The organism is Burkholderia sp. AcTa6-5, from assembly GCF_017815075.1.
GTDB classification, from domain to species: domain Bacteria; phylum Pseudomonadota; class Gammaproteobacteria; order Burkholderiales; family Burkholderiaceae; genus Burkholderia; species Burkholderia sola.
In genome coordinates, this window is sequence record NZ_JAGIQE010000011.1 from 32585 (window position 1) to 56504 (window position 23920).

Sequence of the window (23920 nt, forward strand, 5' to 3'; positions counted from 1 at the left end):
AATAACGACCGCTCTTTCCGCGTCACCACGTAGAAAATTCCGCTCCGCGCCGCCCGGCGCGCCCGTCCGCGAGCCAACCTTTCATCGCGCGATCGTAATAATCGGCATTAGCCTGGTTGTCGTCAGATAAATGGCGCGCGTTTTTTTACCGATTTCTTTTCCCTAGAATCGATTGCGATTCCATATTCCATTTAAAGGCATGCAATACGTACACGCATCGGATGCGGGTCGTGAAGGAGCCGCGCGATGACGGCCTTGTCGCGCCCCGCCGACCTCGCCCCGCCGCAACACGGCCGCATCGTGCAGCTCGACGGGCTGCGCGCGATCGCGGTGGGCGCCGTCTTCCTGCAACACGCGCTGAAGGCGCCGCTGTGGATGGGCGTCGACCTGTTCTTCGTGCTGAGCGGCCTGCTGATCACCGGCATCCTGCTCGATCGCAAGGCGCGCGGGCAGTCGTACTTCAGCCACTTCTACGCGCGCCGCGTACGCCGCATCCTGCCGCCGTACGTGCTGCTGCTGGTGGTGTCGACGCTGCTGTTCGGTGCGAGCTGGCTGCCGCACTGGCCGTGGTTCGCGTTCTTCTCGACCAATATCGGGCTGTCGCTCGGCAGCATCGGCCATGACAGCCTGAACGTGCTGTGGTCGCTCGCGGTCGAGGAGCAGTTCTACATCTTCTGGCCGTTCGTCGTGCTGTGGTGCTCGGAGCGCGCGCTGCTGTGGGTCGCCGCCGCGCTGATCGTCGCGGCGCCGGTCCTGCGCGCGATCGCGACGCCGTGGTTCGATTCGTTCTGGCCGATCTACTACCTGACGCCGTTCCGGATGGACCTGCTCGCGGCAGGCGCGTTGCTCGCGATCGTGCTGCGCCGCGACCGGCGCGCGCTGGAGCCGTTCTATCCGCTCGCGATCGTCGGCGCGCTCGTGTCGCTCGCGATCCTCGGCTGGCTGCACCTGTCGTTCCCGCGCTTTCGCGCCGCGAACACGCCGCTGTCGAACGCGGCGCTCTACAGCATCTCGCTGCTGCTGTGCACGTCGATCGTCGTGATCGCACTGCGCGGCCGCGGCCTCGTGCAGCGCGTGCTGACGAACCCGATGCTCGTCTACGTCGGCACCGTCAGCTACACCGTCTACCTGATCCACCTGAGCGTGCTGTACGCGCTGTGGCCGCTGCACCTGAATCGCTTCGTCACGGCCGCGCTCGCGCTGGCGATCACGCTCGCGTACGCGACCCTGAGCTGGTACGGCTTCGAACGGCGCCTGACGCGCGGGCCTGCGCGCCGCGCGGTGCCGGCCGCCGCCGGCACGACCGCCTGACTTTCATCATCCATTGCTTCTACCAGGACAACGCCATGAGCCAAACGCGTAAAAAGGCCATCATCACCGGGATTTCGGGGCAAGACGGTGCGTACCTGACCAAACTGCTGCTCGACAAGGGCTACGAGGTCACCGGCACCTACCGCCGCACCAGCTCGGTGAATTTCTGGCGCATCGCCGAGCTGGGTGTCGACACGCACCCGAACCTGACGCTCGTCGAACACGATCTGACCGACGCGGGCTCCAGCCTGCGCCTGCTCGAACGCACTCAGCCGGACGAGCTGTACAACCTGGCCGCGCAAAGCTTCGTCGGCGTGTCGTTCGACCAGCCGGCGACGACCGCCGAAGTGACCGGCATCGGCCCGCTGAACCTGCTCGAGGCGATTCGCGTCGTGAGCCCGAAGACGCGCTTCTACCAGGCGTCGACGTCCGAGATGTTCGGCAAGGTGCAGGCGATCCCGCAAACGGAAACCACCGCGTTCTATCCGCGCAGCCCGTACGGCGTCGCGAAGCTGTACGCGCACTGGATGACCGTGAACTACCGCGAATCGTATGGCCTGTTCGGCAGCAGCGGCATCCTGTTCAACCACGAATCGCCGCTGCGCGGCCGCGAATTCGTCACGCGCAAGATCACCGACACGATCGCGAAGATCAAGCTGGGCAAGGCGACCAAGCTCGAGCTCGGCAATCTCGACGCGAAGCGCGACTGGGGCTTCGCGCTCGAATACGTCGAAGGCATGTGGCGGATGCTGCAGGCCGACGAACCCGACACCTACGTGCTGGCGACCAACCGCACCGAAACCGTGCGCGACTTCGTGCGGATGGCGTTCGCGGCGGCCGGCTACCAGCTCGAATGGACCGGCAAGGGCGAGCAGGAACGCGGCCTCGACGCATCGACCGGCAACGTGCTCGTCGAAGTGAACCCGAAGTTCTACCGCCCTGCCGAAGTCGACCTGCTGATCGGCTGCGCGGACAAGGCGAAAAGCAAATTGGGCTGGGCGCCCAAGACGACGCTCGAACAACTATGTCAGATGATGGTCGAAGCGGATTTGACGCGGAACCAACACCATGACACGTTCTGAAACCGGGCGTCCGTCGCGCCGTGCGTTCGTCACGGGCCTGACGGGCTTCACCGGTCGCTACATGGCCGAACGCCTGCAGGCGGCCGGCTATGACGTCTGGGGCACGGTCGCGCCCGGTACGCCGCGCCCCGCCGATCCGGCGTTCGCACAGTGCACGCTGCTGCCCGTCGACCTGCTCGACGCGGATGCGATGCGCGCGGCCGCGGCCGACGCACGACCCGACGCGGTCGTGCATCTCGCCGCGCGTGCCCATGTCGCCGACGACGAGCCGTCGCCGACCTACGCGGTCAACATCGTCGGCACGCGCAACCTGCTGGCGGCGCTCGCCGGCCTCGACCGCCGTCCGTCGGCGGTGCTGCTGGCCAGCAGCGCAAACATCTACGGCAACTCGACGCCCGGCGTGCTCGACGAAACCGTCGCGCCTGCCCCGGCGAACGACTACGCGGTCAGCAAGCTCGCGATGGAATATGCGGCGAAGCTCTGGACCGACCGGCTGCCGATCGTGATCGCGCGGCCGTTCAACTACACGGGTGTCGGCCAGAGCGATGCGTATCTGCTGCCGAAGCTCGTCGCGCACTATGCGAGCAACGCGCCGCGGATCTCGCTCGGCAACCTCGACGTGAGCCGCGATTTCTCCGACGTGCGCGACGTGACGGCCGCCTATCTGAAGCTGGTCGAAGCCGCACCGGCCGGCGAGACGTTCAACGTCTGCTCGGAACGCGCGTATTCGCTGAAGGAAGTGCTGGCGATGCTGTCGCGGATCGCCGGCTACGTGATCGACGTGACGATCGATCCGCGCTTCGTGCGGCACAACGAAGTGAAGAGCCTGAGCGGGTCGCGCGACAAGCTGCGGCGCGCGGTGGGCGAATTGCCGGTCACGCCGCTCGACGAAACGCTGCGCTGGATGGTGGACGCGATGCGTGCCGCACCGTCCGCGCACGCCGCCGGCTGAACGGCGGCACGACACGCGCGCGACGGCATGCGCCGCAACGACAACGGGCCGCTCTCTCGAGCGGCCCGTTTCATTGATGCCGAGCACAAACGAGCTGTATCGCTCAGCCTCAGCCGTCGAGGCCGCGCGCCAGATCGTTGCGAACGTCGCCCGCATGCTCGAGGCCGACCGCCAGGCGGATCAGCCCTTCGGTGATCCCCGCTGCCGCACGCGCTTCCGGCGTGATGCGGCCGTGCGTCGTGGTGGCCGGATGCGTGATCGTCGTGCGCGTGTCGCCGAGGTTGCCGGTGATCGACACCAGCTTCGTGCCGTCGATCACGCGCCATGCGTTCGCGCGCTGCTGCTCGGGCGTGTCGCCCTTCAGTTCGAACGACACGATCGCGCCGCCCGCCTTCTGCTGACGCTTCGCGAGCTCATGCTGCGGATGCGATTCGAGGCCCGGATAGAACACGCGCGCGACCGCCGGATGCGAATCGAGCCAGCGCGCGATCTCCAGCGCGTTCGCCGATTGCTTCTCGACGCGCAGCGACAGCGTCTCCATCCCTTTCAGCAGCACCCACGCGTTGAACGCCGACAGCGTCGGGCCCGCGCTGCGCACGAACGGGAACACCTTGCCCATGATGAATTCCTTCGAGCCGACCAGCGCGCCGCCAAGCACGCGACCTTGCCCGTCGAGGAATTTCGTCGCCGAGTGCATCACGACGTCCGCGCCGAGCTTCAGCGGCTGCTGCAGCACCGGGCTGCAGAAACAGTTGTCGACGACGAACAGCGCGTTCGCGGCCTTCGCGATCTTGCCGATCGCCTCGATGTCCGCGAGTTCGGTCAGCGGGTTCGACGGCGTCTCGAGGAAGAACATCTTCGTTTCCGGCCGCACGGCTTCCTGCCATGCGTTCAGGTCGGTCGGGTCGACGAAGGTCGTCGCGATCCCGAACTTGCTGAAGATCTGCGAGAACATCCCGAGCGTCGAGCCGAACAGGCTGCGCGAGCTGACGAGATGGTCGCCCGCCTGCAGCGCGGACATCACGACCGACATGATCGCGGCCATGCCCGACGCCGTCGCGATGCATGCCTCGCCGCCCTCGAGCGCCGCGAGACGCTCCTGGAACATGGTGACGGTCGGGTTCGTGAAGCGCGAATAGGTGAAATAGTCTTCCGAATTCGCGAAGCGCTCGGCCGCGTCGGCCGCGCTGGAGAAGCAGAAGCTCGACGTGAGGAACAGCGCTTCCGAATGCTCGTTGAAGTCGCTGCGCAGCGTGCCCGCGCGCACCGCAAGCGTGTCGAAGTTGAGGGAGTCGTCCATGTTCCGTTTTCCGTATTCGATGGCCGCGCCGACGGTCGTGCACGAGGCGCGGACCCGGTCAAAGCCGAGGCCAAAAACAAAAAGCCCGCTATGCGTCGGCATCAGCGGGCTTCGGTGCGGTACGACAGCGATCGACTCGGGCCGGCTGCCGCCGGCCTTCGCTTTAGCTGTTTTGGGAAGTTGCCCCGCGTCCGCAAGCTGATATCAAATCGACGCAAGGCCACATCCTATCACGCCTCGACAAAAGCGTGCGCCGGCGTTACTCGACCGACAGTTGCAGGTTCATCTGCGAACGCTCGGTGTCGCCGGCCGTGTCGCGATCGGCCTGCGACGCCGGCGTGAGGCGCGCGCGCTCGATCGCATCGAGGTACTCGGGCGTCACGGCGCCGGTGATGTAGTTGCCGTCGAAGCACGACGCCTCGAAGTTCTCGAGCTTCGGGTTGATGTCGCGCACCGCGCGGCGCAGATCGTCGACGTCCTGATAGATCAAATGGTCGGCGCCGATGATCTTCGCGACTTCCTCGTCGGTGCGGCCGTGCGCGACGAGCTCGCCGCGCGTCGGCATGTCGATGCCGTACACGTTCGGGAACTTCACGGGCGGCGCCGCCGACGCGAAGATCACCGACTTCGCGCCCGCATCGCGCGCCATCTGCACGATTTCGTGCGAGGTCGTGCCGCGCACGATCGAATCGTCGACGATCAGCACGTGCTTGTCCTTGAACTCGATGCTCATCGCGTTGAGCTTCTGGCGCACCGACTTCTTGCGCACGGCCTGCCCCGGCATGATGAAGGTGCGGCCGACGTAGCGGTTCTTGAAGAAGCCCTCGCGATACTCGACGCCGAGCTTCGCGGCGACCTGCATCGCCGCCGGGCGCGACGAATCGGGAATCGGCATCACGACGTCGATCGGCACGTTCGGCAGTTCGCGCTTGATCTTCTCGGCGAGATAGTCGCCCATGCGCAGGCGCACGTTGTAGACCGGCACGCCGTCGAGGCACGAATCCGGACGGGCCAGATACACGTATTCGAACATGCACGGATTCAGCGTCGGGTTCTCCGCGCACTGCTGGCTGTGGAAGTTGCCGGCCTTGTCGATGAAGACCGCTTCGCCCGGCTCCAGGTCACGCACGAATTCGAAACCGATGCCTTCGACCGCTACCGACTCCGACGCGACCATCCATTCGGTGCCGTGTTCGGTTTCGAGCTTGCCGATGCACAGCGGCCGGATGCCGAACGGGTCGCGGAACGCGAGCAGGCCGTAGCCGGCGATCAGCGACACGATCGCGTACGAACCCTCGAGGCGGCGATGCACGCCCGAGACCGCCTTGAACACCGACGCCGGATCGAGCTCGAGGCCCGTGGTCGACAGTTGCAGCTCGTGCGCGAACACGTTGAGGAGCACTTCGCTGTCGGAATTGGTGTTGATGTGCCGGCGGTCGATCCGGAACATCTCGTCCTTCAGTTGCATCCAGTTCGTCAGGTTGCCGTTGTGCGCGAGGATGATCCCGAACGGCGCGTTCACGTAGAACGGCTGCGCCTCGGCCTCGCTCGATGCCGAGCCGGCCGTCGGATAGCGCACCTGGCCGATGCCGTAGGTGCCGGGCAGGCTGCGCATGTTGCGCGTGCGGAACACGTCGCGCACCATGCCGTTCGCCTTGTACATGTGGAAATTGCTGCCGTCCGCCGTCGCGATGCCCGCCGCGTCCTGACCGCGATGCTGCAGCAGCAGCAGGCTGTCATAGATCAGCTGATTGACCGGGGATTGGGAGATAACACCTACGATGCCGCACATGGCATGTCCTTCAAGATGACAAAATCGGTTCCGTCCTGCCCGACCGCGTCGTCACACGCGTACGTACTGGGCCATGCCGTCGGGCAGGAGCTGCTTCAGCTCGTGCACGCCCTGTTCGGCAAAAGGACGCAAGAGCGCATTGCGCCAGAAATCCTGTTTGGGCAGTTCGGTCAGCCCGGCCGCCGCGACCAGCAGCACCACCAGCACACAGCCGCGGACGAGCCCGAACATCATGCCCAGCGAGCGGTCGACGCCGCCCAGGCCACTCGCCTGCGCGATCCGCGACAGCAGCGCGTTCGCCACGCCGGCGACCAGCACGACGCCGATCACGAGCAACGCGAAGGCGATCACCCACTGCGTCAGCGCGCCGCCCGGCCAGTTCGCCGGAATGTATGGCACGACCAGCCCGACGTAGCGGCCCGCGATCACGATCGCCGCGATCCAGCCGATCAGCCCGAAAATCTCGGACACGAAGCCGCGCCACGCACCGCGCAGCGCCGACAACACGATCACCGCCAATACAGCGTAGTCGAAAGCCGTCAGCATCGTGGCCTTACTGCGTCAGACCGGCTTCGCGCACCTTCGCGATCGCGGCGGAGGCCGCCGCGCGATCCGCGAACGGGCCGGCACGCAACAGTGTAGCCGTGCTGCCGTCTGCCTGCTTGCGATGCTCGACATATGCGGGCACGCCCGCCGATTTCAACTTGGTCGCCCACGAACGGGCCGTCGCGTCGTCCTTGAACGACCCGAGCTGCACGGCGAAGCGCGCACCGGCCGGCGACGCCGGCGACGATGCGTCGCCGCTGTCCGGGCTGGCGGCGCCGTCATTCGCAACGGTTGCGGGCGCAGGCTTCGGCGCGGCCGGCTTCGGCGCGGGCGCAGCAGCCGGCTTCGGCGCGGGCTTCGGCGGCGTCACGCTCGCGGTGGCGGTCGGTTCGGGTTTCGCGACCGGCTTGGCCGCATCCTTCGGCGCGGGCGCCGGTACGGCCGCAACGGCCGTGTCGGAGGCCGGCGGTTCGTCGTGCGCGACGCCTGCCTGCACGTCGGACACGTCGTCGTCGCGCGGCACGACTGCCTGGTGCGCGGGCCGGTTCGGGATGTCGATCGCGATGTCGTCGGTCACCGGCTTCGGGTGCGAATCGAGCACCATCGGCAGCACGATCACCGCAGCCACGACGAGCGCGATCGCGCCGACGAGACGCCGGCGCGCGCGTTGCTTTTCTGGAAGGGTCGGATCGAGGAGCAGTGCATCCGAGTCCGGACGCTCGGTGCGGCGCGAGCGTCGCTCGACGCGGTCAGTGCGCTCCGTGCGCACGTTCCGGGAGGCCCCGGTGCGACCGGCGCGCCGCGGGGGCGCGTCGTCGTCTTTCTTGCCGAACGAGAAAATTCCCATGAATGGCTGAGTCCGAAACTGCCCGTCAGTCAGTGTTGCTGCGATTTACGGTAGGCCAGCACGCCGGCAACCGTATGGAAACTGCCGAAAACCACGATTCTATCATTCTCGGATGCTCTTTTTAGTGCATCGCGAAACGCTTCCGCGGGCGATGCGTAGCGCGTCACGCTCGAATCGGGCCCCTCCTCCACGCCAGCCTTGCGCAGCGCCGCTTCGAGTTGCTCCGCGGAAGCCGCGCGCGGCAGCGGCAGGTCGGTCACGCACCAGTGGTCGATCTCGCCCTTCAGGTGCCGCAGCACGCCGTCGATGTCCTTGTCGTGCATCGCGCCGAACACCGCGTACGTGTACGGGAAGAAGCCCATGTTGCCGAGGTTCTGCTCGAGCACGGCCGCCGCATGCGGGTTGTGCGCGACGTCGAGCACGATCGCCGGCTTGCCGGGCAGCACCTGGAAGCGCCCCGGCAGCTCGACGTTCGCGAGCCCGAGCCGGATGTCCTGCGCGGACACCGGCAGCACCGGGCGCAGCGCCTCGAGCGCCGCGAGCGCGGCCGACGCATTGATCAGCTGATTCGCGCCGCGCAGCGCCGGATACGCGAGCGCCGGATAGCGCTTGTCGCGGCCGAGGTAGCTCCATTGCTGGCGCTCGGCGCCTGCCTGCGCCTCGTAGCGGAAATCGCGGCCGACGAGCCACAGATCGGCGCCGATCGCTTCGGCGTGATCGATCAGCGTCTGCGGCGCGGCCGGATCGCCGCAGATCGCCGGCTTGCCCGCGCGGAAGATCCCGGCCTTCTCGAACGCGATCTTCTCGCGCGTGTCGCCGAGGTATTCGGTGTGGTCGATGTCGATGCTCGTGACGATCGCGCAATCGGTATCGATGATGTTCACCGCGTCGAGCCGGCCGCCGAGGCCGACTTCGAGGATCACCGCGTCGAGCCCGCGCGACGCGAACAGATGCAGGATCGCGAGCGTCGTGAATTCGAAATACGTGAGCGAGACCGGCTCGGCCAGCGACGTGCGCGCGGCTTCGACGGCCTCGAAGTGCGGCAGCAGTTCGTCGTCGGTCACGTTCTGCCCGTTCACGCGCGCGCGCTCGTTGAATTCGAGCAGGTGCGGCGACGTGTGGCAGCCGACCTTGTAGCCCGCGCGCACGAGAATCGTCTCGAGGAACGCGCAGGTCGAGCCCTTGCCGTTCGTGCCGCCGACGGTGATCACCGGGCACGCGAATTCGAGCTGCAGCGCCGCCTTGACCTGCCCGATACGGGTCAGGCCCATGTCGATGCCGACCGGGTGCGCGCGTTCGAGATGCGAAAGCCACGCGTCGAGAGTGGGAAAAGTGCTCATCGGATCAAATCTGGATCGGTACCGCCACTACGCCAAAAAACGAAGCGCGCCGCCTGACGCTGAGGCCAGGCGACGCGCAGAGTTCACCACGTTGCGCCGGTCAGGCCAGCGCGTCGGCCGGCTGTCGCTGCAGCAGCGCGAGCAACTGCGCGATCTCGTCGCGCATCTTGCGACGGTCGACGATCATGTCGATCGCGCCCGTCTTCAGCAGGAATTCGGCACGCTGGAAGCCTTCCGGCAGCTTCTCGCGGACCGTCTGCTCGATCACGCGCGGGCCGGCGAAGCCGATCAGCGCCTTCGGCTCGGCGATCACGACGTCGCCGAGGAACGCGAAGCTCGCCGACACGCCACCCATCGTCGGGTCGGTCAGCACCGAGATGAACGGCAGCTTCGCTTCGGCCAGCTTGGTCAGCATCGCGGTGGTCTTGGCCATCTGCATCAGCGACAGCAGGCTTTCCTGCATCCGTGCGCCGCCCGACGCCGTGAAGCAGATGAACGGCACGTGCTGCTCCAGCGCGTTCTGCGCGCCGCGCGCGAAGCGCTCGCCGACGACCGAACCCATCGAGCCGCCCATGAACGAGAACTCGAAGCACGCCGCGACGACGGGCAGCGTGTGGATCGCGCCGCCCATCACGACCATCGCGTCGGTTTCGCCGGTTTCGTCCATTGCTTCCTTCAGACGATCGGGGTACTTGCGGCTGTCCTTGAACTTCAGCGAGTCGACCGGCACGATTTCCTGGCCGATTTCATAGCGGCCTTCCGGATCGAGCAGCCCGTCGAGGCGCTCGCGCGCGCCGATGCGCATGTGGTGATCGCACTTCGGGCACACGTGCAGGTTCGCGTCCACGTCGTTGCGATAGAGAACGGCCTCGCAGGACGGGCACTTGACCCACAGGCCTTCCGGAATGCCCTTGCGGCTTTTCGGGTCGGTCTGCTTGATCTTCGGCGGCAACAGTTTGTCGAGCCAGCTCATCGTATGGTTTCCTGTTCCGTGGCGGGGCGGGCCGACCGGCCCGTTCCCGCTTCCTGTGTTGTGTTTATCGCGCCGTGTTGCCGGCGCCGTCCAGCGCGGCGCGCAACTCGGCGATGAACGACTTCAGCGCGGCGGCGGCACCTTCCGGCGCGGCGCTCTCGAGCAGCTGCACGAGGCGGCTGCCGATCACGACGGCGTCCGACACTTCGGCCACCGCGCGCGCCGTTTCGGCGTCGCGGATACCGAAGCCGACGCCCACCGGAACCGGCACGCGCGACTTGATGGCCGGGATTTTACCCGCAATGCTCGAAACATCCAGATTTCCGGCGCCGGTCACGCCCTTCAGCGACACGTAATACACGTAGCCGCTCGCGATCTTGCCGACGTCGGCGATGCGTTCATCGGTCGACGTGGGCGCGAGCAGGAAGATCGGATCGATCTGCGCGGCCCGCATTTTTTCCGCGAATACGCCCGCCTCTTCCGGCGGATAGTCGACCACCAGCACGCCGTCGACGCCGGCCGCGTGCGCTTCGGCCGCGAACGCGTCGACGCCCATCCGTTCGATCGGGTTCGCATAGCCCATCAGCACGACGGGGGTTTTGGCGTCGGTTTCGCGGAAACGCTTCACGTCGGCGAGCACGCTCTTCAACGTGACGCCGCGCGCGAGCGCGCGTTCCGACGAGCGCTGGATCACGGGGCCGTCGGCCATCGGGTCCGAGAACGGCACGCCGAGCTCGATCACGTCCGCGCCGCCTGCGGCGAGCGCATGCATGAATTCGACGGTTTTCGCGGGATCGGGGTCGCCGGCCGTGATGAACGGGATCAGGCCCTTACGGCCTTGTTCGGCGAGCGCGGCGAAGGTCTGCTGAATACGATTCATGGCAATTTTTCCTATGTCGATCCGGAGTTAGCGCTTTAGCGCTTACTCCGGTCCCATGCAAAGCAGCAATCGGCGATGCGGCGGCGCGATTCACGCGCACGCCGGCGCGGCGAGCGCGCTCACGCGCTCGTGCGCGATCGCACAATAGCTTTCGTTGATCTCGTAGCCGACGAAGTCGCGCCCCTGCCGTGCGCAGGCCACCGCGGTCGTGCCGCTCCCCATGAACGGATCGAGCACGCGGCCGCCCGGCGGGCAGCTCGCGAGCACCATCCGTTCGATGATTTCCAGCGGCTTCTGGGTCGGATGATCGACGCGCTCCGCGTGCTGCCGATGCAGGCGCGAGACCGACCAGACGTCCTTCGGGTTGTAGCCCATCTCCAGCCACTTGCTGCCTTCGAACAGCTTGCGCGAGCGGGCCTTCTTCGTATCGGCGTCGTACGGGATGCGGACCGGATCGAGATCGAAGTAATACGCTTTGGAAACCGCGAAAAAGCCGATGTTGTCGTGCACCGACGTGAAACGGCGCGTCGTGCCGCCCATGCTCGGCACGCGCCGGTCCCAGATGATCTCGTTGACCATCGTGAGCTGCGTCTTCAGGAAACTGAAGATTTCCGGCGCGTACTGCCACGTGCAGAAGATATACATCGACCCGCTCGGCTTCAGCTTCGGAATCGCGAGCTCGAGCCACGCGCGCGTCCACGCGAGGAAATCGTCGCCCGAACGCTTGTCCGAATCGTTGCCGTAGTCCTTGCCGAGCCCGTACGGCGGATCGGCGACGATCAGGTCGATCGACGCATCCGGCAAGTGCGCGGCGTGGGTCAGGAAATCGCGGTTGTGCAGCTCGATACCGGACGGCAGCGCGCGCGGCACGGCAGCGGCGGGCTGAACCGCCTCCGCCTCGCTCGCGGCACCGCCGCCCGGCTCTTCGATCAGGTCACGCATCGGTCGGGTCAGAGCTCGATGCCCGATCGCTCGGCGACCGTGTGCATGTCCTTGTCGCCGCGCCCCGACAGGTTGACGAGCAGGAGCTTGTCCTTCGGCAACGTCGGCGCGAGCTTCACGCCATACGCGATCGCGTGGCTCGACTCGAGCGCGGGGATGATCCCCTCGATCCGGCAGCAGTCGTGGAACGCCTTCAACGCTTCCGCGTCGGTGATCGGCACGTACTGCGCGCGGCCGCTGTCCTTCAGCCATGCGTGCTCGGGGCCGACGCCCGGATAGTCGAGCCCCGCCGACACCGAATGCGTCTCGATGATCTGGCCGTTGTCGTCCTGCAGCAGGTACGTGCGGTTGCCGTGCAGCACGCCCGGGCTGCCGGCGATCAGCGAGGCCGCGTGATGGCCCGTGTCGAGGCCGTCGCCGGCCGCTTCGACGCCGATCAGCTGCACCGATTCGTCGTCGATGTACGGATAGAAGATGCCCATCGCGTTCGACCCGCCGCCGACGCACGCGATCACCGCGTCCGGCTGCCGGCCGGCGAGCTCGGGCATCTGCACCTTGCATTCGTCGCCGATCACGCGCTGGAAGTCGCGCACCATCATCGGGTACGGGTGCGGGCCCGCGACCGTGCCGATGATGTAGAACGTGCTTTCGATGTTCGTGACCCAGTCGCGCATCGCCTCGTTCAGCGCGTCCTTCAGCGTGCGCGAACCCGATTCGACCGGCACGACCGTCGCGCCGAGCAGCTTCATCCGGTAGACGTTCGCGGCCTGCCGGCGCACGTCCTCCGAGCCCATGTAGACGACGCACTCCATCCCGAAGCGCGCGCAGATCGTCGCGGTCGCGACGCCGTGCTGGCCGGCGCCCGTTTCCGCGATCACGCGCTTCTTGCCCATGCGCTTCGCGAGCAGCGCCTGGCCGATCACGTTGTTGATCTTGTGCGCGCCCGTGTGGTTCAGGTCTTCGCGCTTCAGGTAGATCTGCGCGCCGCCGAGCATCTCGCTCCAGCGCTGCGCGTGATAGATCGGCGACGGGCGGCCGACGAAATACTTCAGCTCGCGCTCGAATTCGGCGACGAAGTCGGGATCGTTCTGGAACTTTTCATACGCCGCGCGCAGTTCGTCCAGCGCGTGAATCAGCGTCTCGGCGACGAACACGCCGCCATACGGGCCGAAGTGGCCGCGATCATCAGGAAGGTTGTACATGGTGTCTCTCTCGATCGGTCGGTGCGCCCGCTTTTGGGGCCGCACCGGCTTGCATCACCCGGCGTCCGCCTCGCGCACCGCGCGTACGAACGCCGCCATCCGGGCGTGATCCTTCACGCCCTTCGCGCCCTCCACTTCGATGCCACTCGAGACATCGACAGCAAACGGACGCAACTGGCGGATCGCATCACCGACGTTTTGCGCGTTCAAGCCACCACTCAAAACGGCCCGACGCGCGAGCTCTGCGGGAATAAGAGACCAATCGAAGACCTTGCCGCTACCGCCGTAATCCGGCACCAAAGTGTCGAACAGGAGGCCGCGCGCTTTCGAATAATGAAGAGCCGATTCTACCAAATCGGCACGCTGCGTCGAGGGGCCGACGCGCACCGCGCGCAACCACGGCAGGCGGGCCGCGCGACCGAGCGCATCGCACTGCTGCGGCGTCTCGTCGCCGTGGAGCTGCAGCATCGTGAGCGGCACGTCGCGCACGACGGCTTCGATCTCGGCTTCGGTCGCATTCACGAACAGCCCGACCACCGACACGAACGGCGGCGCGAGGCTCGCCAGCTCGGCCGCCTGCGCGATCGTCACCGCGCGCGGGCTCTTCGGGTAGAACACGAGGCCGATCGCATCGGCACCGAGCGCCGCCGCGTGCAGCACGTCCTCGGGGCGCGACAGCCCGCACAGCTTGATGCGCGTGCGCGGCGGCTGGCCGGCCGCGGCGGAAGTCGAAGAAGACACGGCGTGCTCCGTCATGTTTGTGGGTCCAGATCGGCCCAGACGCTGCTCCACGGCACGCTGCCGAGCTGCGCGGGCGGGACGGCGAATTCCGCCGGGTAGCCGACGTGGGCGAGATACAGCCCGTCGGCCATGAACGTCGGGGCCGCGAGGTTGCGGTCCCGGCCGGCCAGCACGTCGGCGAGCCAGTCGGCCGGATAGCGGCCGCGCCCGACCGCGACGAGGCAGCCCATCAGGTTGCGCACCATGTGATGCAGGAACGCGTTCGCGCGGAAGCGGAAATGGATGAAATGCCCGTCGCGCCGCACGTCGATCTGATACAGGTGTTTGACCGGCGTCTTCGACTGGCATTCCGACGACCGGAACGACGAAAAATCGTGCTCGCCGATCAGGTGCGCGGCGGCGGCGCACATCGCGTCGTCGTCGAGCGGCGTGTGGATCCAGCCCGCGCGCCCGGCCAGCATCGGCGAACGCACCGGGTGCACGTACAGCGCGTAGTAGTAGGTGCGCTCGAACGCCGAGAAGCGCGCATGGAACGTGTCCGGCATCGGCTTCGCCCACTGCACCGACACGGTCGGCGGCAGGAACGCGTTGGTGCCGCGCACCCACGAAAACACCTCGCGATCGAGGTCCGTGTCGAAATGCACGACCTGCCCAAGCCCGTGCACGCCGGTATCGGTCCGCCCGGCCACCGTCGTGTGCAGCGGCACCCGCGCGAACTCGGCCAGCGCATGTTCGAGCCGGTCCTGCACGGTCTTGCCGTGCGGCTGCGCCTGCCAGCCGCAGAACGCCGCGCCGTCGTACTGGATGCCCAGCGCGATCCGCATCACGCCTCGTCCGCCAGTTTCGCGAGCAGCGCGCAGGCATCGTCGCGCGTCGCGGCGTCGTTCGCGTCGACCACTTCCTGCAGCAGCGTCCGCGCGCCGGACAGGTCGCCCAGTTCGACGTATTCGGCCGCGAGGTCGAGCTTGTTGCGGGCGATGCGCGCAAGCTCGTCCGCGGTGAGCGCAGGCAGCGCGGCGCCCGGCGTGGACGGCAGGTCGAGATCGAAGTCGAGCTTCAGCGCGCCGAACTGCGCACCGCCGAGCGGCGGCAACGACGACGGCGTAGCTGGGCTGCCCGCCTGGCCGGCAGACGTCACCGCGTCCGGATCCCAGTCGAGCTCGTCTTCCTGGTCGGCCGGATGTTCCGGTGTCGTTTCAGCCGAACCCATCGGCGGGTGCTGCGCGGCTTGACCGTTAGTTGCAATTTTATCGGCGTCGGGCTGCGGTGCCTGCGCGGGCGGTTCCCCCGTCGTCGACGGCTCCTCCGCCGTCCGCGGCGGCAACGGCATGTCGAGACTGTTGAGCGCGCTGATCGCGTTCTGCATCAGTGTCGCGTGCTGGGCTTCGGCGCTCGAAGGGGCGACGGATGCGGCGGACGGCTCGGCCAGCTTGGTCGACTCGGCCGGCTTGTCGGCGGCAGTGGCTTCTTCCACGGGTTCTGCGTCGTGCGGAGCCTCGGCCGAACCCGGAATCGCGTCGTTCGCCGGCGACACGGCAGCGTCAGCAGGCGGTAATTCCGGCGACTCGTCGTGCGGCGCCGTCACTACAAGCGCAGGCGATGTATCCGCCGCGGGCGGCTCGATCGTCTCCGCGGCGGCGGCAGTCGCCGCGGCGAGATTCATGTCGGACGCGGCATCGCGTGCGATCGGCATCTCGGGCGTGATCGGCAGTTCGCGTTCGACGGACGGCGCGGCTTCCGCCTCCGCAGCCGCGGCGCCACCTGCTGCGGCCGCGGTCGCAGCGGCACCCGCCTCGTCCGCGCGCCGACCCTTCCGGCGTTTGCGCCATGCGAAGCCGGCCGCGAGCACGATAACGGCAGCGCCGGCCGCCGCGGCCGGACGCCAGTCCATCTGCTCGGTACGACGTGCCGAGGTCGCGACGGGTGCGACCGGTTGCACGGAAGCCGATGCCGGTTGCGGCGCACTGGCTGCCACACCCGACGCGGCTTCGTCCGCCGTCGATGCAGCGGCCGATGCACCCGCGTCATTCGCAGCCGCACGCGGCGCGGCAGGCGCCGGAGCAGGCGCGACGCCGGTCGTCGTCGCCGGCTTGCCGATGCCGTGCTTCTGCAACTCCATCAGCACGCGGTTCTTCAACGCGAGCAATTGCTGCAGGCTCGACGGCCGCGGCTGCGACGCACCGACGGCGGGTGCCGCGCCGGCCGGCTCGCGCATGCCGGCAACCGGGTTGCCCGGCACCGACTGCCCCGTCGCCTCGCTCGCGGACGACGGCGCCGACTGGATCGCACCGCTCCATACATGCGGGCCGCTCGCACCGCCCGTGGGCGCCGCCGGCTGCGTGCCGTCGACAGCCGATGCGCCATGCGCGGCCGACGCACCGATCGACGCCGAAGCACCGCTCGAAGCGGATGCGCCCGCCGCCGTCGCCGTCGCGGCACTCGCGCCGCTCACCGGAGCGGCATGCAGGGCCGGCGCCACCGGCGCGGGTTGCGCGGCCGAACCGGGCTGCGGCGCGGATGCGCCGTGCTGCGCGATCGCTGCCCCACCCGATGCGGCGGCGGGCGCGGAAGCGGCCGTCGGGCCAGATGCAGCGGACGCGGCGGATGCGCCGGCCGGCGCGAGCGCCGCGCCGGTCGCATCGAGCGCGGGCACCGTCAGTGTCGCGCCGACCTTCAAACGGCTCGCGTCGCGCTTCATGAACGCCTGCGGATTGGCGTCGAACAGCGCGCGACCGGCGCGCGCGAGCACGGCCGGATCGTGCGATTGCGTGGCCGCTTTCGCGATGTCGTTCAGCGACTGGCCCGGCTGGACCGTCACGGTAAGCGGTGCGGCGCCGCCGACGGCGGATGCCGGCAGGTCGCCGGTGCCGACTGCCCACGCCGATGCGGCGGCGCCGAGTGCCAGGATCGCCAGCGCGCCACGCACGGCGCGCGACAGACGGGACTGGCGCGGAAACAAGGAAATTCGGGACATCGTTGGCTCTATCGCCGCGCACGGGCGCGGCTCGGATTCGCGGTTGGAAGCGTCAATAAAGCGCTGCAGAAATGCAAAAGCGTCGCGCGGAACGCGACGCTTTCGGCGGGTCTGTGCGTCGTAACCGCGTAGTTTACTTCACACGATCGGGTTCCGGCCGAATTCGTCGCCGGCAGGTGCCTCCGGGCCCGGGCGGGCGCTCGTGTCGCGCGGGTCCGTCTGCCCGTAGCCCATGCATCCGATCGATCAAAACGAACCTGCGTGCCGCAGTTGGAAGCCGTCTCGCGGCAGCCTCGCGCCCCGCTCGAATGACGCGGCTTTTTGGCGGTCAGCGGGCGTCCGCCGCAGGATCGCAAGCACTCCCTCAACAATCCATCCTGTCCGCCATTAATGAATTAACAGCCGGAAAATCAAGACAAATCCCGACCGGCACCCCATCCCACTCCAATCAATTCCAATTCGCCGATAAGAAGCCAATTTCCGTCTCTTATCGGAGAAATGAAAATCCACACCACCAAAGCCCCGCCCCGCAAGGCTTTGACCACCTCTCTCTCGCTTGATTACTCATACAAAAGCGATCATTTCTGCATCAATTCAATTTCATTACACAAAATTACACAGACCGAATAACCGCCGTCGATACGATCGCCTTCAAACAGGAATCGGCATGTTTCGACGTCGCGCTCGCCCATGCGGGAAAGGCGGGAGCGCGCCGGCCGGGCTGATGCCGTGAAGTACCGGAGGGCCATCGCGCAGTCGCACGACTGCATCACTCACCAGCTCGTTACGGGGACGAACATGGGCTATCAACAGGGTTTGAGCGGGTTGGCCGGCGCGTCGAGCAATCTCGACGTGATCGGCAACAACATCGCGAACGCAAACACGGTCGGCTTCAAGCAGGGCCGCGCAAACTTCGCCGACATGTACGCAAATTCGGTCGCGACGTCGGTCAACACGCAGATCGGCATCGGCACGCGGCTCGCGTCGGTGCAGCAGCATTTCAGCCAGGGAACGATCAATTCGACGAAGTCGTCGCTCGACGTCGCGATCAACGGCAACGGCTTCTTCCAGATGTCGAGCAACGGCGTGACCACGTACTCGCGCGACGGCACGTTCCACCGCGACAAGAACGGCGCGATCGTCGACGCGCAAGGCCGCAACCTGATGGGCTATGCGGCAGGTGCCGGCGGCGTGATCAACACCGCGCAGACCGTGCCGCTGCAGGCGCCGACCAGCAACATCGCGCCGCGCGCGACGAACAAGATCACCGGCCAGTTCAACCTGAACGCGCAGGACAAGGTGCCGGCCAAGACGCCGTTCAACGCGACCGACAACACGACGTACAACTACAACACGTCGATCCAGGTCTACGACTCGCTTGGCGGTTCGCAGCCGGTCAACCTGTACTTCGTGAAGCCGGCGGCCGGCACGTGGCAAGCCTACGCGGGCGCGCAGGGCCAGACGCCGACGAATCTCGGCACCGTCACGTTCGACGCATCGGGCCGGATCAGCTCGACGACGTCGGCCGCGACCGGCCAGCCGACCGCGAGCCTCGGCCAGTTCGCGTTCTCGATCCCGAACACGACGGGCGGCGCGAATCCGCAGAACCTGACGCTCGACCTCGGCGGCACGACCCAGTACGGCGGCAAGGACGGCGTGAACAACCTCGCGCAGGACGGCTTCGCGAGCGGCACGCTGACGACGTTCTCGATCGGCACCGACGGCAAGCTGACCGGCAACTACTCGAACGGCCAGAGCGCGGTGCTCGGCCTGATCGCGCTCGCGAACTTCAACAACCCGAACGGGCTCGTGAACATCGGCGGCAACCAGTATGCGGAAACGGCCGCGTCGGGCGTGCCGCAGATCTCCGCGCCGGGCAGCACGAACCACGGCACGCTGCAGGGCAGCGCGCTGGAAAACTCGAACGTCAACCTGACGACCGAACTCGTGAACCTGATCACCGCGCAGCGCAATTACCAGGCGAATGCGCAGACGATCAAGACCCAGCAGGCCGTCGACCAGACGCTGCTGAACCTGCGCTGAACCGCGCATGAAAAACGCGCCGCGCCGGCCCTGAATCCCAAGGCCGACGCGGCGCGTCGTATCGTGCAGCCCGGCCCGCGGGCCGGACAGCCAACGTGCTTACTTGTCGAGCAGGATGCGCAGCATGCGGCGCAGCGGCTCGGCCGCGCCCCACAGCAGCTGATCGCCGACCGTGAACGCCGACAGGTATTCGCCGCCCATCGCGAGCTTGCGCAGGCGGCCGACCGGCACCGTCAGCGTGCCGGTGATCTTCGCCGGCGACAGGTCGCGCATCGACGCTTCACGCTCGTTCGGCACGACCTTCACCCAGTCGTTCGCCGATGCGAGGATGCCGTTGATCTCGTCGAGCGGCACGTCCTTCTTCAGCTTGATCGTCAGCGCCTGCGAGTGGCAGCGCATCGCGCCGATCCGCACGCACAGGCCGTCGACCGGGATCGAACCCGGCTCGCCCATCGCGGGCTTGCCGAGGATCTTGTTGGTTTCCGCGCCGCCCTTCCACTCTTCCTTCGACATCCCGTTGCCGAGATCCTTGTCGATCCACGGAATCAGCGAACCGGCCAGCGGCACGCCGAAGTGACTCGTCGGCATCGCGTCGCTGTTCATCGCGGCCAGCACGCGGCGGTCGATGTCGAGGATCGCGGAAGCCGGATCGGCAAGCTGTTCCTGCACCGCGCCGTTCAGCGTGCCCATCTGCGACAGCAGCTCGCGCATGTTCTGCGCGCCCGCTCCCGATGCGGCCTGGTACGTCATCGCGGTGATCCAGTCGACGAGGTTCTCGCGGAACAGGCCGCCGAGCGCCATCAGCATCAGGCTGACCGTGCAGTTGCCGCCGATGAAGTTCTTCGTGCCCTTGACGAGCGCGTCCTTGATCACGTCGAGGTTGACCGGATCGAGGATGATGACCGCGTCGTCCTGCATCCGCAGCGACGATGCCGCGTCGATCCAGTAGCCGTTCCAGCCGGCCGCGCGCAGCTTCGGGAACACGTCGTTCGTGTAGTCGCCGCCCTGGCACGTGATGATCACGTCGCACTTCTTCAGCTCGTCGACGTTGGTCGCGTCCTTGAGCGTGGTCTCGTTTTTCGCGAACGACGGCGCCTTGCCGCCCGTATTGCTGGTGCTGAAAAACACCGGTTCGATCAGGTCGAAATCGCCCTCTTCCTGCATGCGCTGCATCAGGACGCTGCCGACCATGCCGCGCCAACCTACGAGACCTACGTTCATGACTAACCCTTTGCTTTGAATGGAGCTTCCCCGCCATTTCCGTCCCCGCGTGACCGCGCGGGGAAACAGGCGGGCACGACGGCGATCAGCGTTTAATGATCGTTTTCGTGGTAATGGTTTTCGTGATGACGATGGCGCGCGCACCCGCACGGGCAGTGTTGCCGTGGAGTTTCAGGACCGGGGAGATCAGGGAAATCAGCGCCATCGTTCGAGTCTACACAAAGCCGGTGGCCCGCACAACGGCCAACCGTGCGCGAACCGGCCGATTTTTCCGGCCCGTTCGCACCCTTTTCCACATTAATTACCGCACTTCATTGCCACACGCTTACAACGCGGCGACCACCGCATCGCCCATCGCGGCCGTGCCGACCTGCTTGCAGCCCGGCGTCGCGATGTCGCCGGTGCGGTAGCCCTGTTCGAGCACCGCTTTCACCGCGCGCTCGATGCGATCGGCCTGCTCGGCGCGATTCAGCGAGTAGCGCAACAGCATCGCGGCCGACAGGATCGTCGCGAGCGGGTTCGCGATGCCCTTGCCCGCGATGTCCGGCGCCGAACCGTGCGACGGCTCGTACAGGCCCTTGTTGTGCTTGTCGAGCGACGCCGACGGCAGCATGCCGATCGAGCCCGTGAGCATCGACGCTTCGTCCGACAGGATGTCGCCGAACATGTTGCCGGTGACGATCACGTCGAACTGCTTCGGCGCCTTCGCGAGCTGCATCGCCGCGTTGTCGACGTACATGTGCGACAGCTCGACGTCCGCGTACTCCTTCGACACGTCGATCATGATGTCGCGCCAGAACTGCGACGTCTCCAGCACGTTCGACTTGTCGACCGACAGCAGCTTCTTCGCGCGCTTTTGCGCGGCCTGGAACGCGACGTGCGCGATGCGGCGCACTTCCGGCTCCGAATAGCGCATCGTGTCGAAGCCTTCGCGCTCGCCGGCGAACGGGCCGTCCGGCGCCGCACGCACGCCGCGCGGCTGGCCGAAGTAGATGTCGCCGTTCAGTTCGCGCACGATCAGGATGTCGAGGCCCGCGACGAGTTCCGGCTTCAACGGCGATGCATCGACGAGCTGCGGATAGCAGATCGCCGGGCGGAAGTTCGCGAACAGCTCGAGGTGCTTGCGCAGCCCGAGGATCGCCTGCTCGGGGCGCAGCGCGCGTTCCAGCGAGTCGTACTTCCAGTCGCCGACCGCGCCGAACAGGATCGCGTCGGCCTGCTTCGCGAGCGCCAGCGTCGCGTCGGGCAGCGGATGGCCGCTCGCCTCGTAGCCCGCGCCGCCGACCGGCGCCTGTTCGAGTTCGAACTTCTCGTCGAGTGCGTTCAGCACCTTCACCGCTTCATTGACGATTTCCGGACCGATGCCGTCGCCGGGCAGCACTGCAATCTTCATGCGAAATTCCTGACTGGGTAGAGTGTGATGGAGGCAGGCCGGCGAGCGCGCGCAAAGCGCGCCCGCCTCGAACGCGATGTCAGCGGACCAGCTTGGTGTTGAGCCAAGGCTGCTTCACGAGCCGCTCTGCCTCGAACTGGCGGATCTTGTCCGCGTGGCGCAGCGTGAGGCCGATGTCGTCGAAACCGTTCAGCAGGCAGTACTTGCGGAACGCGGCGATCTCGAACGGATACTCGCGGCCGTCGCCCGCGCGCACGACCTGCGCGTCGAGATCGATCGTCAGTTGAAAGCCGTTGAACGCGGCCGTCTCGTTGAACAGGTGATCGACCTGCTGCTCGGTCAGCACGATCGGCAGCAGACCGTTCTTGTAGCAGTTGTTGAAGAAGATGTCCGCGAAGCTCGGCGCGATGATCGCGCGGAAGCCGTACTGCTGCAGCGCCCACGGCGCGTGCTCGCGCGAGCTGCCGCAGCCGAAGTTCTTGCGGGCGAGCAGCACCGATGCGCCCTGGTAGCGCGGCTGGTTCAGCACGAAGTCCGGGTTCAGCGGACGCTTCGAGTTGTCCTGGCCCGGCTCGCCGTGATCGAGGTAACGCCACTCGTCGAACGCGTTCGGACCGAAGCCCGTGCGCTTGATCGACTTCAGGAACTGCTTCGGGATGATCGCGTCGGTGTCGACGTTCTCGCGATCGAGCGGCGCCACGACGCCGGTATGTACAGTGAATTTTTCCATGATCCGTCTATCCGGTTGAAGGGCCGGCGGTCAGCCGGCGCACATCGACAAATTCTCGGCGGGAAACGTCACTCCGCGGCGCGCTTGAGCGCGCTGCCGGCGGCGTTGACGTCTTCCCCGAAGCCTCGGACGGTATTGCAGCCGGCCAGGCCGAAGCCCAACCCGGCCAGCGCCAGCGCGGCAACCAGCCGCGCGATGACCTTCGATGCCGTCACGTGTTACCCCAGCTGGCGAATGTCGACGAAGTGACCTTCGATCGCCGCGGCCGCCGCCATCGCGGGGCTCACGAGGTGCGTGCGACCGCCCGCGCCCTGCCGCCCTTCGAAGTTGCGGTTCGACGTCGACGCGCAGCGCTCGCCCGGCTCGAGCCGGTCGGCGTTCATCGCGAGGCACATCGAGCAGCCCGGCTCGCGCCATTCGAAGCCCGCATCGGTGAACACCTTGTCGAGCCCTTCGCGCTCGGCCTGCGCCTTCACGAGGCCCGAGCCCGGCACGACCATCGCGAGCCGCACGTTCGACGCGACGCGGCGGTTCAGCTTCTTCACGACGTACGCGGCCGCGCGGATGTCCTCGATGCGCGCGTTCGTGCACGAGCCGATGAAGATCTTGTCGACCTTGATCGATTCGATCGGCGTGTTCGGCTCGAGCGCCATGTACGCCAGCGCGCGCTCCATCGCGTCGCGCTTGACCGGATCCTTCTCGCGCTCGGGATCGGGCACGCGACCGTCGATCGACGTGACCATTTCCGGCGACGTGCCCCACGTGACCTGCGGAACGATGTCGGCGGCATTCAGCTCGACCACGCGGTCGAATTGCGCGCCGTCGTCCGACTTGAACTGGCGCCAGTACTCGACCGCCTGATCCCATTCCGCGCCGGTCGGCACGAACGGGCGGCCCTTCAGGTATTCGATCGTCGTGTCGTCCACCGCGACCATGCCTGCGCGCGCGCCGGCCTCGATCGCCATGTTGCACACGGTCATGCGGCCTTCCATCGTCAGCGCGCGAATGGTCGAGCCGCCGAATTCGATCGCGTAGCCCGTGCCGCCCGCGGTGCCGATCTTGCCGATGATCGCGAGCACGATGTCCTTCGCGGTACAGCCGCGCGGCAGCGCGCCCTCGACCTTCACGAGCATGTTCTTGCTCTTCTTCTGCAGCAGCGTCTGCGTCGCGAGCACGTGCTCGACTTCCGACGTGCCGATGCCGTGCGCGAGCGCGCCGAACGCGCCGTGCGTCGACGTATGCGAATCGCCGCACACGATCGTCATGCCCGGCAGCGTCGCGCCCTGCTCCGGCCCGATGATGTGGACGATGCCCTGCCGCACGTCGTTCATCTTGAACTGCGTGATGCCGAACGCGTCGCAGTTCGCGTCGAGCGTGTCGACCTGCAGCTTCGAGACGGGATCGGCGATGCCGTGGCTGCGGTCCGTCGTCGGCACGTTGTGGTCCGACACGGCCAGGTTCGCGCTGATGCGCCACACCGGACGCTGCGCGATCTTCAGCCCTTCGAACGCTTGCGGGCTCGTGACTTCATGCAGCAGCTGACGGTCGATGTAGAGCAGGGTCGTGCCGTCTTCCTCGGTGTGGACCACGTGGGTGTTCCACAGTTTGTCGTAGAGAGTCTGTGCCATGGGTATGCGGGGTCGTTGTGACT

Annotated in this window: 22 protein-coding genes; 4 read left to right on the forward strand and 18 right to left on the reverse strand. The window is 66.9% G+C overall.

Annotated elements, in window-relative coordinates:
- Positions 1-246 precede the first annotated feature (246 nt).
- Genes J8I33_RS16455 through J8I33_RS16465 form a run of 3 tightly spaced genes read left to right on the forward strand, consistent with a single transcriptional unit; the run spans position 247 to position 3345 of the window.
- Positions 247-1311: an acyltransferase gene (locus tag J8I33_RS16455; RefSeq protein WP_050011264.1), complete on the forward strand. Its 1065-nt coding sequence runs from the start codon at positions 247-249 to the stop codon at positions 1309-1311.
- Between the two features lie 35 nt (positions 1312-1346).
- Positions 1347-2393, forward strand: a complete 1047-nt coding sequence (gmd, locus tag J8I33_RS16460) for a GDP-mannose 4,6-dehydratase (RefSeq protein WP_050011265.1) — start codon at positions 1347-1349, stop codon at positions 2391-2393.
- A complete protein-coding gene (locus tag J8I33_RS16465) occupies positions 2380-3345 on the forward strand; it encodes an NAD-dependent epimerase/dehydratase family protein (RefSeq protein WP_209938159.1) in 966 nt (321 codons plus the stop codon). The genes gmd and J8I33_RS16465 overlap by 14 nt, the downstream gene beginning before the upstream one ends.
- A gap of 109 nt (positions 3346-3454) precedes the next feature.
- Here J8I33_RS16465 and J8I33_RS16470 read toward each other — a convergent pair whose 3' ends face one another.
- From J8I33_RS16470 to J8I33_RS16525, 12 genes are all read right to left on the reverse strand, one after another.
- The gene (locus tag J8I33_RS16470; protein WP_209938161.1) at positions 3455-4645 is read right to left on the reverse strand and encodes an O-succinylhomoserine sulfhydrylase; all 1191 of its coding nucleotides are present in this window, start codon (positions 4643-4645) and stop codon (positions 3455-3457) included.
- 259 nt (positions 4646-4904) lie between these two features.
- The gene (gene purF, locus J8I33_RS16475) at positions 4905-6437 is read right to left on the reverse strand and encodes an amidophosphoribosyltransferase (protein WP_050011268.1); all 1533 of its coding nucleotides are present in this window, start codon (positions 6435-6437) and stop codon (positions 4905-4907) included.
- Between the two features lie 51 nt (positions 6438-6488).
- The gene (locus J8I33_RS16480) at positions 6489-6983 is read right to left on the reverse strand and encodes a CvpA family protein (protein ID WP_027782633.1); all 495 of its coding nucleotides are present in this window, start codon (positions 6981-6983) and stop codon (positions 6489-6491) included.
- A gap of 7 nt (positions 6984-6990) precedes the next feature.
- Positions 6991-7830, reverse strand: a complete 840-nt coding sequence (locus J8I33_RS16485) for an SPOR domain-containing protein (RefSeq protein WP_209938163.1) — start codon at positions 7828-7830, stop codon at positions 6991-6993.
- A 29-nt stretch (positions 7831-7859) separates the two neighbouring features.
- On the reverse strand, positions 7860-9170 hold the full coding sequence (gene folC, locus J8I33_RS16490) for a bifunctional tetrahydrofolate synthase/dihydrofolate synthase (RefSeq protein WP_089489167.1): 1311 nt from the start codon (positions 9168-9170) through the stop codon (positions 7860-7862).
- Positions 9171-9270: 100 nt separating this feature from the next.
- Entirely contained in the window at positions 9271-10143 is an 873-nt protein-coding gene (gene accD / locus J8I33_RS16495) for an acetyl-CoA carboxylase, carboxyltransferase subunit beta (protein WP_009691548.1), read from the reverse strand.
- 64 nt (positions 10144-10207) lie between these two features.
- Entirely contained in the window at positions 10208-11023 is an 816-nt protein-coding gene (gene trpA, locus J8I33_RS16500) for a tryptophan synthase subunit alpha (protein ID WP_050011271.1), read from the reverse strand.
- Positions 11024-11113: 90 nt separating this feature from the next.
- Complete coding sequence (locus J8I33_RS16505; protein WP_050011272.1) at positions 11114-11965, reverse strand: site-specific DNA-methyltransferase; 852 nt, start codon at positions 11963-11965, stop codon at positions 11114-11116.
- Positions 11966-11973: 8 nt separating this feature from the next.
- Positions 11974-13167 carry a tryptophan synthase subunit beta gene (gene trpB, locus J8I33_RS16510; RefSeq protein ID WP_050011273.1) on the reverse strand — a complete coding sequence of 398 codons (1194 nt, stop codon included), beginning with the start codon at positions 13165-13167 and terminating at the stop codon, positions 11974-11976.
- 54 nt (positions 13168-13221) lie between these two features.
- Positions 13222-13923: a phosphoribosylanthranilate isomerase gene (locus J8I33_RS16515; protein ID WP_050011274.1), complete on the reverse strand. Its 702-nt coding sequence runs from the start codon at positions 13921-13923 to the stop codon at positions 13222-13224.
- Positions 13920-14732 (reverse strand): tRNA pseudouridine(38-40) synthase TruA, encoded by an 813-nt coding sequence (truA, locus tag J8I33_RS16520; RefSeq protein ID WP_209938165.1) that lies wholly within the window; start codon positions 14730-14732, stop codon positions 13920-13922. Before truA ends, J8I33_RS16515 begins: the two co-directional genes overlap by 4 nt.
- Positions 14732-16882: a FimV/HubP family polar landmark protein gene (locus tag J8I33_RS16525; protein WP_209938167.1), complete on the reverse strand. Its 2151-nt coding sequence runs from the start codon at positions 16880-16882 to the stop codon at positions 14732-14734. Before J8I33_RS16525 ends, truA begins: the two co-directional genes overlap by 1 nt.
- A 798-nt stretch (positions 16883-17680) precedes the next feature.
- On the opposite strand from J8I33_RS16525, the gene flgE reads away from it, so the two are divergent.
- Positions 17681-18925 (forward strand): flagellar hook protein FlgE, encoded by a 1245-nt coding sequence (flgE, locus tag J8I33_RS16530; protein WP_050011277.1) that lies wholly within the window; start codon positions 17681-17683, stop codon positions 18923-18925.
- A gap of 99 nt (positions 18926-19024) precedes the next feature.
- Here the strand turns inward: flgE and asd are convergent, their stop codons facing one another.
- From asd to leuC, 6 genes are all read right to left on the reverse strand, one after another.
- Positions 19025-20146: an aspartate-semialdehyde dehydrogenase gene (gene asd / locus J8I33_RS16535; RefSeq protein WP_069618461.1), complete on the reverse strand. Its 1122-nt coding sequence runs from the start codon at positions 20144-20146 to the stop codon at positions 19025-19027.
- Positions 20147-20231: 85 nt separating this feature from the next.
- Positions 20232-20351 carry a hypothetical protein gene (locus J8I33_RS16540; protein ID WP_006756675.1) on the reverse strand — a complete coding sequence of 40 codons (120 nt, stop codon included), beginning with the start codon at positions 20349-20351 and terminating at the stop codon, positions 20232-20234.
- Between the two features lie 120 nt (positions 20352-20471).
- The gene (leuB, locus tag J8I33_RS16545; RefSeq protein ID WP_209938169.1) at positions 20472-21539 is read right to left on the reverse strand and encodes a 3-isopropylmalate dehydrogenase; all 1068 of its coding nucleotides are present in this window, start codon (positions 21537-21539) and stop codon (positions 20472-20474) included.
- Positions 21540-21618: 79 nt separating this feature from the next.
- Positions 21619-22269: a 3-isopropylmalate dehydratase small subunit gene (leuD, locus tag J8I33_RS16550; RefSeq protein ID WP_050011279.1), complete on the reverse strand. Its 651-nt coding sequence runs from the start codon at positions 22267-22269 to the stop codon at positions 21619-21621.
- Positions 22270-22337: 68 nt separating this feature from the next.
- Entirely contained in the window at positions 22338-22484 is a 147-nt protein-coding gene (locus J8I33_RS16555) for an entericidin A/B family lipoprotein (protein ID WP_011548098.1), read from the reverse strand.
- A 3-nt stretch (positions 22485-22487) separates the two neighbouring features.
- Positions 22488-23897 carry a 3-isopropylmalate dehydratase large subunit gene (gene leuC / locus J8I33_RS16560; protein ID WP_050011280.1) on the reverse strand — a complete coding sequence of 470 codons (1410 nt, stop codon included), beginning with the start codon at positions 23895-23897 and terminating at the stop codon, positions 22488-22490.
- Positions 23898-23920: the final 23 nt, after the last annotated feature.

Excerpts from the sequence above, each read along its gene's own strand:
- asd (WP_069618461.1), bottom strand. The coding sequence starts at position 20,146 with ATGAACGTAGGTCTCGTAGGTTGGCGCGGCATGGTCGGCAGCGTCCTG.
- J8I33_RS16505 (WP_050011272.1), bottom strand. The coding sequence starts at position 11,965 with ATGCGTGACCTGATCGAAGAGCCGGGCGGCGGTGCCGCGAGCGAGGCG.
- J8I33_RS16470 (WP_209938161.1), bottom strand. The coding sequence starts at position 4,645 with ATGGACGACTCCCTCAACTTCGACACGCTTGCGGTGCGCGCGGGCACG.
- J8I33_RS16480 (WP_027782633.1), bottom strand. The coding sequence starts at position 6,983 with ATGCTGACGGCTTTCGACTACGCTGTATTGGCGGTGATCGTGTTGTCG.
- J8I33_RS16540 (WP_006756675.1), bottom strand. The coding sequence starts at position 20,351 with ATGGCGCTGATTTCCCTGATCTCCCCGGTCCTGAAACTCCACGGCAAC.
- truA (WP_209938165.1), bottom strand. The coding sequence starts at position 14,732 with ATGCGGATCGCGCTGGGCATCCAGTACGACGGCGCGGCGTTCTGCGGC.
- trpA (WP_050011271.1), bottom strand. The coding sequence starts at position 11,023 with ATGAATCGTATTCAGCAGACCTTCGCCGCGCTCGCCGAACAAGGCCGT.
- leuC (WP_050011280.1), bottom strand. The coding sequence starts at position 23,897 with ATGGCACAGACTCTCTACGACAAACTGTGGAACACCCACGTGGTCCAC.
- J8I33_RS16455 (WP_050011264.1), top strand. The coding sequence starts at position 247 with ATGACGGCCTTGTCGCGCCCCGCCGACCTCGCCCCGCCGCAACACGGC.
- folC (WP_089489167.1), bottom strand. The coding sequence starts at position 9,170 with ATGAGCACTTTTCCCACTCTCGACGCGTGGCTTTCGCATCTCGAACGC.
- J8I33_RS16515 (WP_050011274.1), bottom strand. The coding sequence starts at position 13,923 with ATGACGGAGCACGCCGTGTCTTCTTCGACTTCCGCCGCGGCCGGCCAG.
- purF (WP_050011268.1), bottom strand. The coding sequence starts at position 6,437 with ATGTGCGGCATCGTAGGTGTTATCTCCCAATCCCCGGTCAATCAGCTG.
- J8I33_RS16525 (WP_209938167.1), bottom strand. The coding sequence starts at position 16,882 with ATGTCCCGAATTTCCTTGTTTCCGCGCCAGTCCCGTCTGTCGCGCGCC.
- accD (WP_009691548.1), bottom strand. The coding sequence starts at position 10,143 with ATGAGCTGGCTCGACAAACTGTTGCCGCCGAAGATCAAGCAGACCGAC.
- flgE (WP_050011277.1), top strand. The coding sequence starts at position 17,681 with ATGGGCTATCAACAGGGTTTGAGCGGGTTGGCCGGCGCGTCGAGCAAT.
- J8I33_RS16485 (WP_209938163.1), bottom strand. The coding sequence starts at position 7,830 with ATGGGAATTTTCTCGTTCGGCAAGAAAGACGACGACGCGCCCCCGCGG.
- gmd (WP_050011265.1), top strand. The coding sequence starts at position 1,347 with ATGAGCCAAACGCGTAAAAAGGCCATCATCACCGGGATTTCGGGGCAA.
- J8I33_RS16465 (WP_209938159.1), top strand. The coding sequence starts at position 2,380 with ATGACACGTTCTGAAACCGGGCGTCCGTCGCGCCGTGCGTTCGTCACG.
- trpB (WP_050011273.1), bottom strand. The coding sequence starts at position 13,167 with ATGTACAACCTTCCTGATGATCGCGGCCACTTCGGCCCGTATGGCGGC.
- leuB (WP_209938169.1), bottom strand. The coding sequence starts at position 21,539 with ATGAAGATTGCAGTGCTGCCCGGCGACGGCATCGGTCCGGAAATCGTC.
- leuD (WP_050011279.1), bottom strand. The coding sequence starts at position 22,269 with ATGGAAAAATTCACTGTACATACCGGCGTCGTGGCGCCGCTCGATCGC.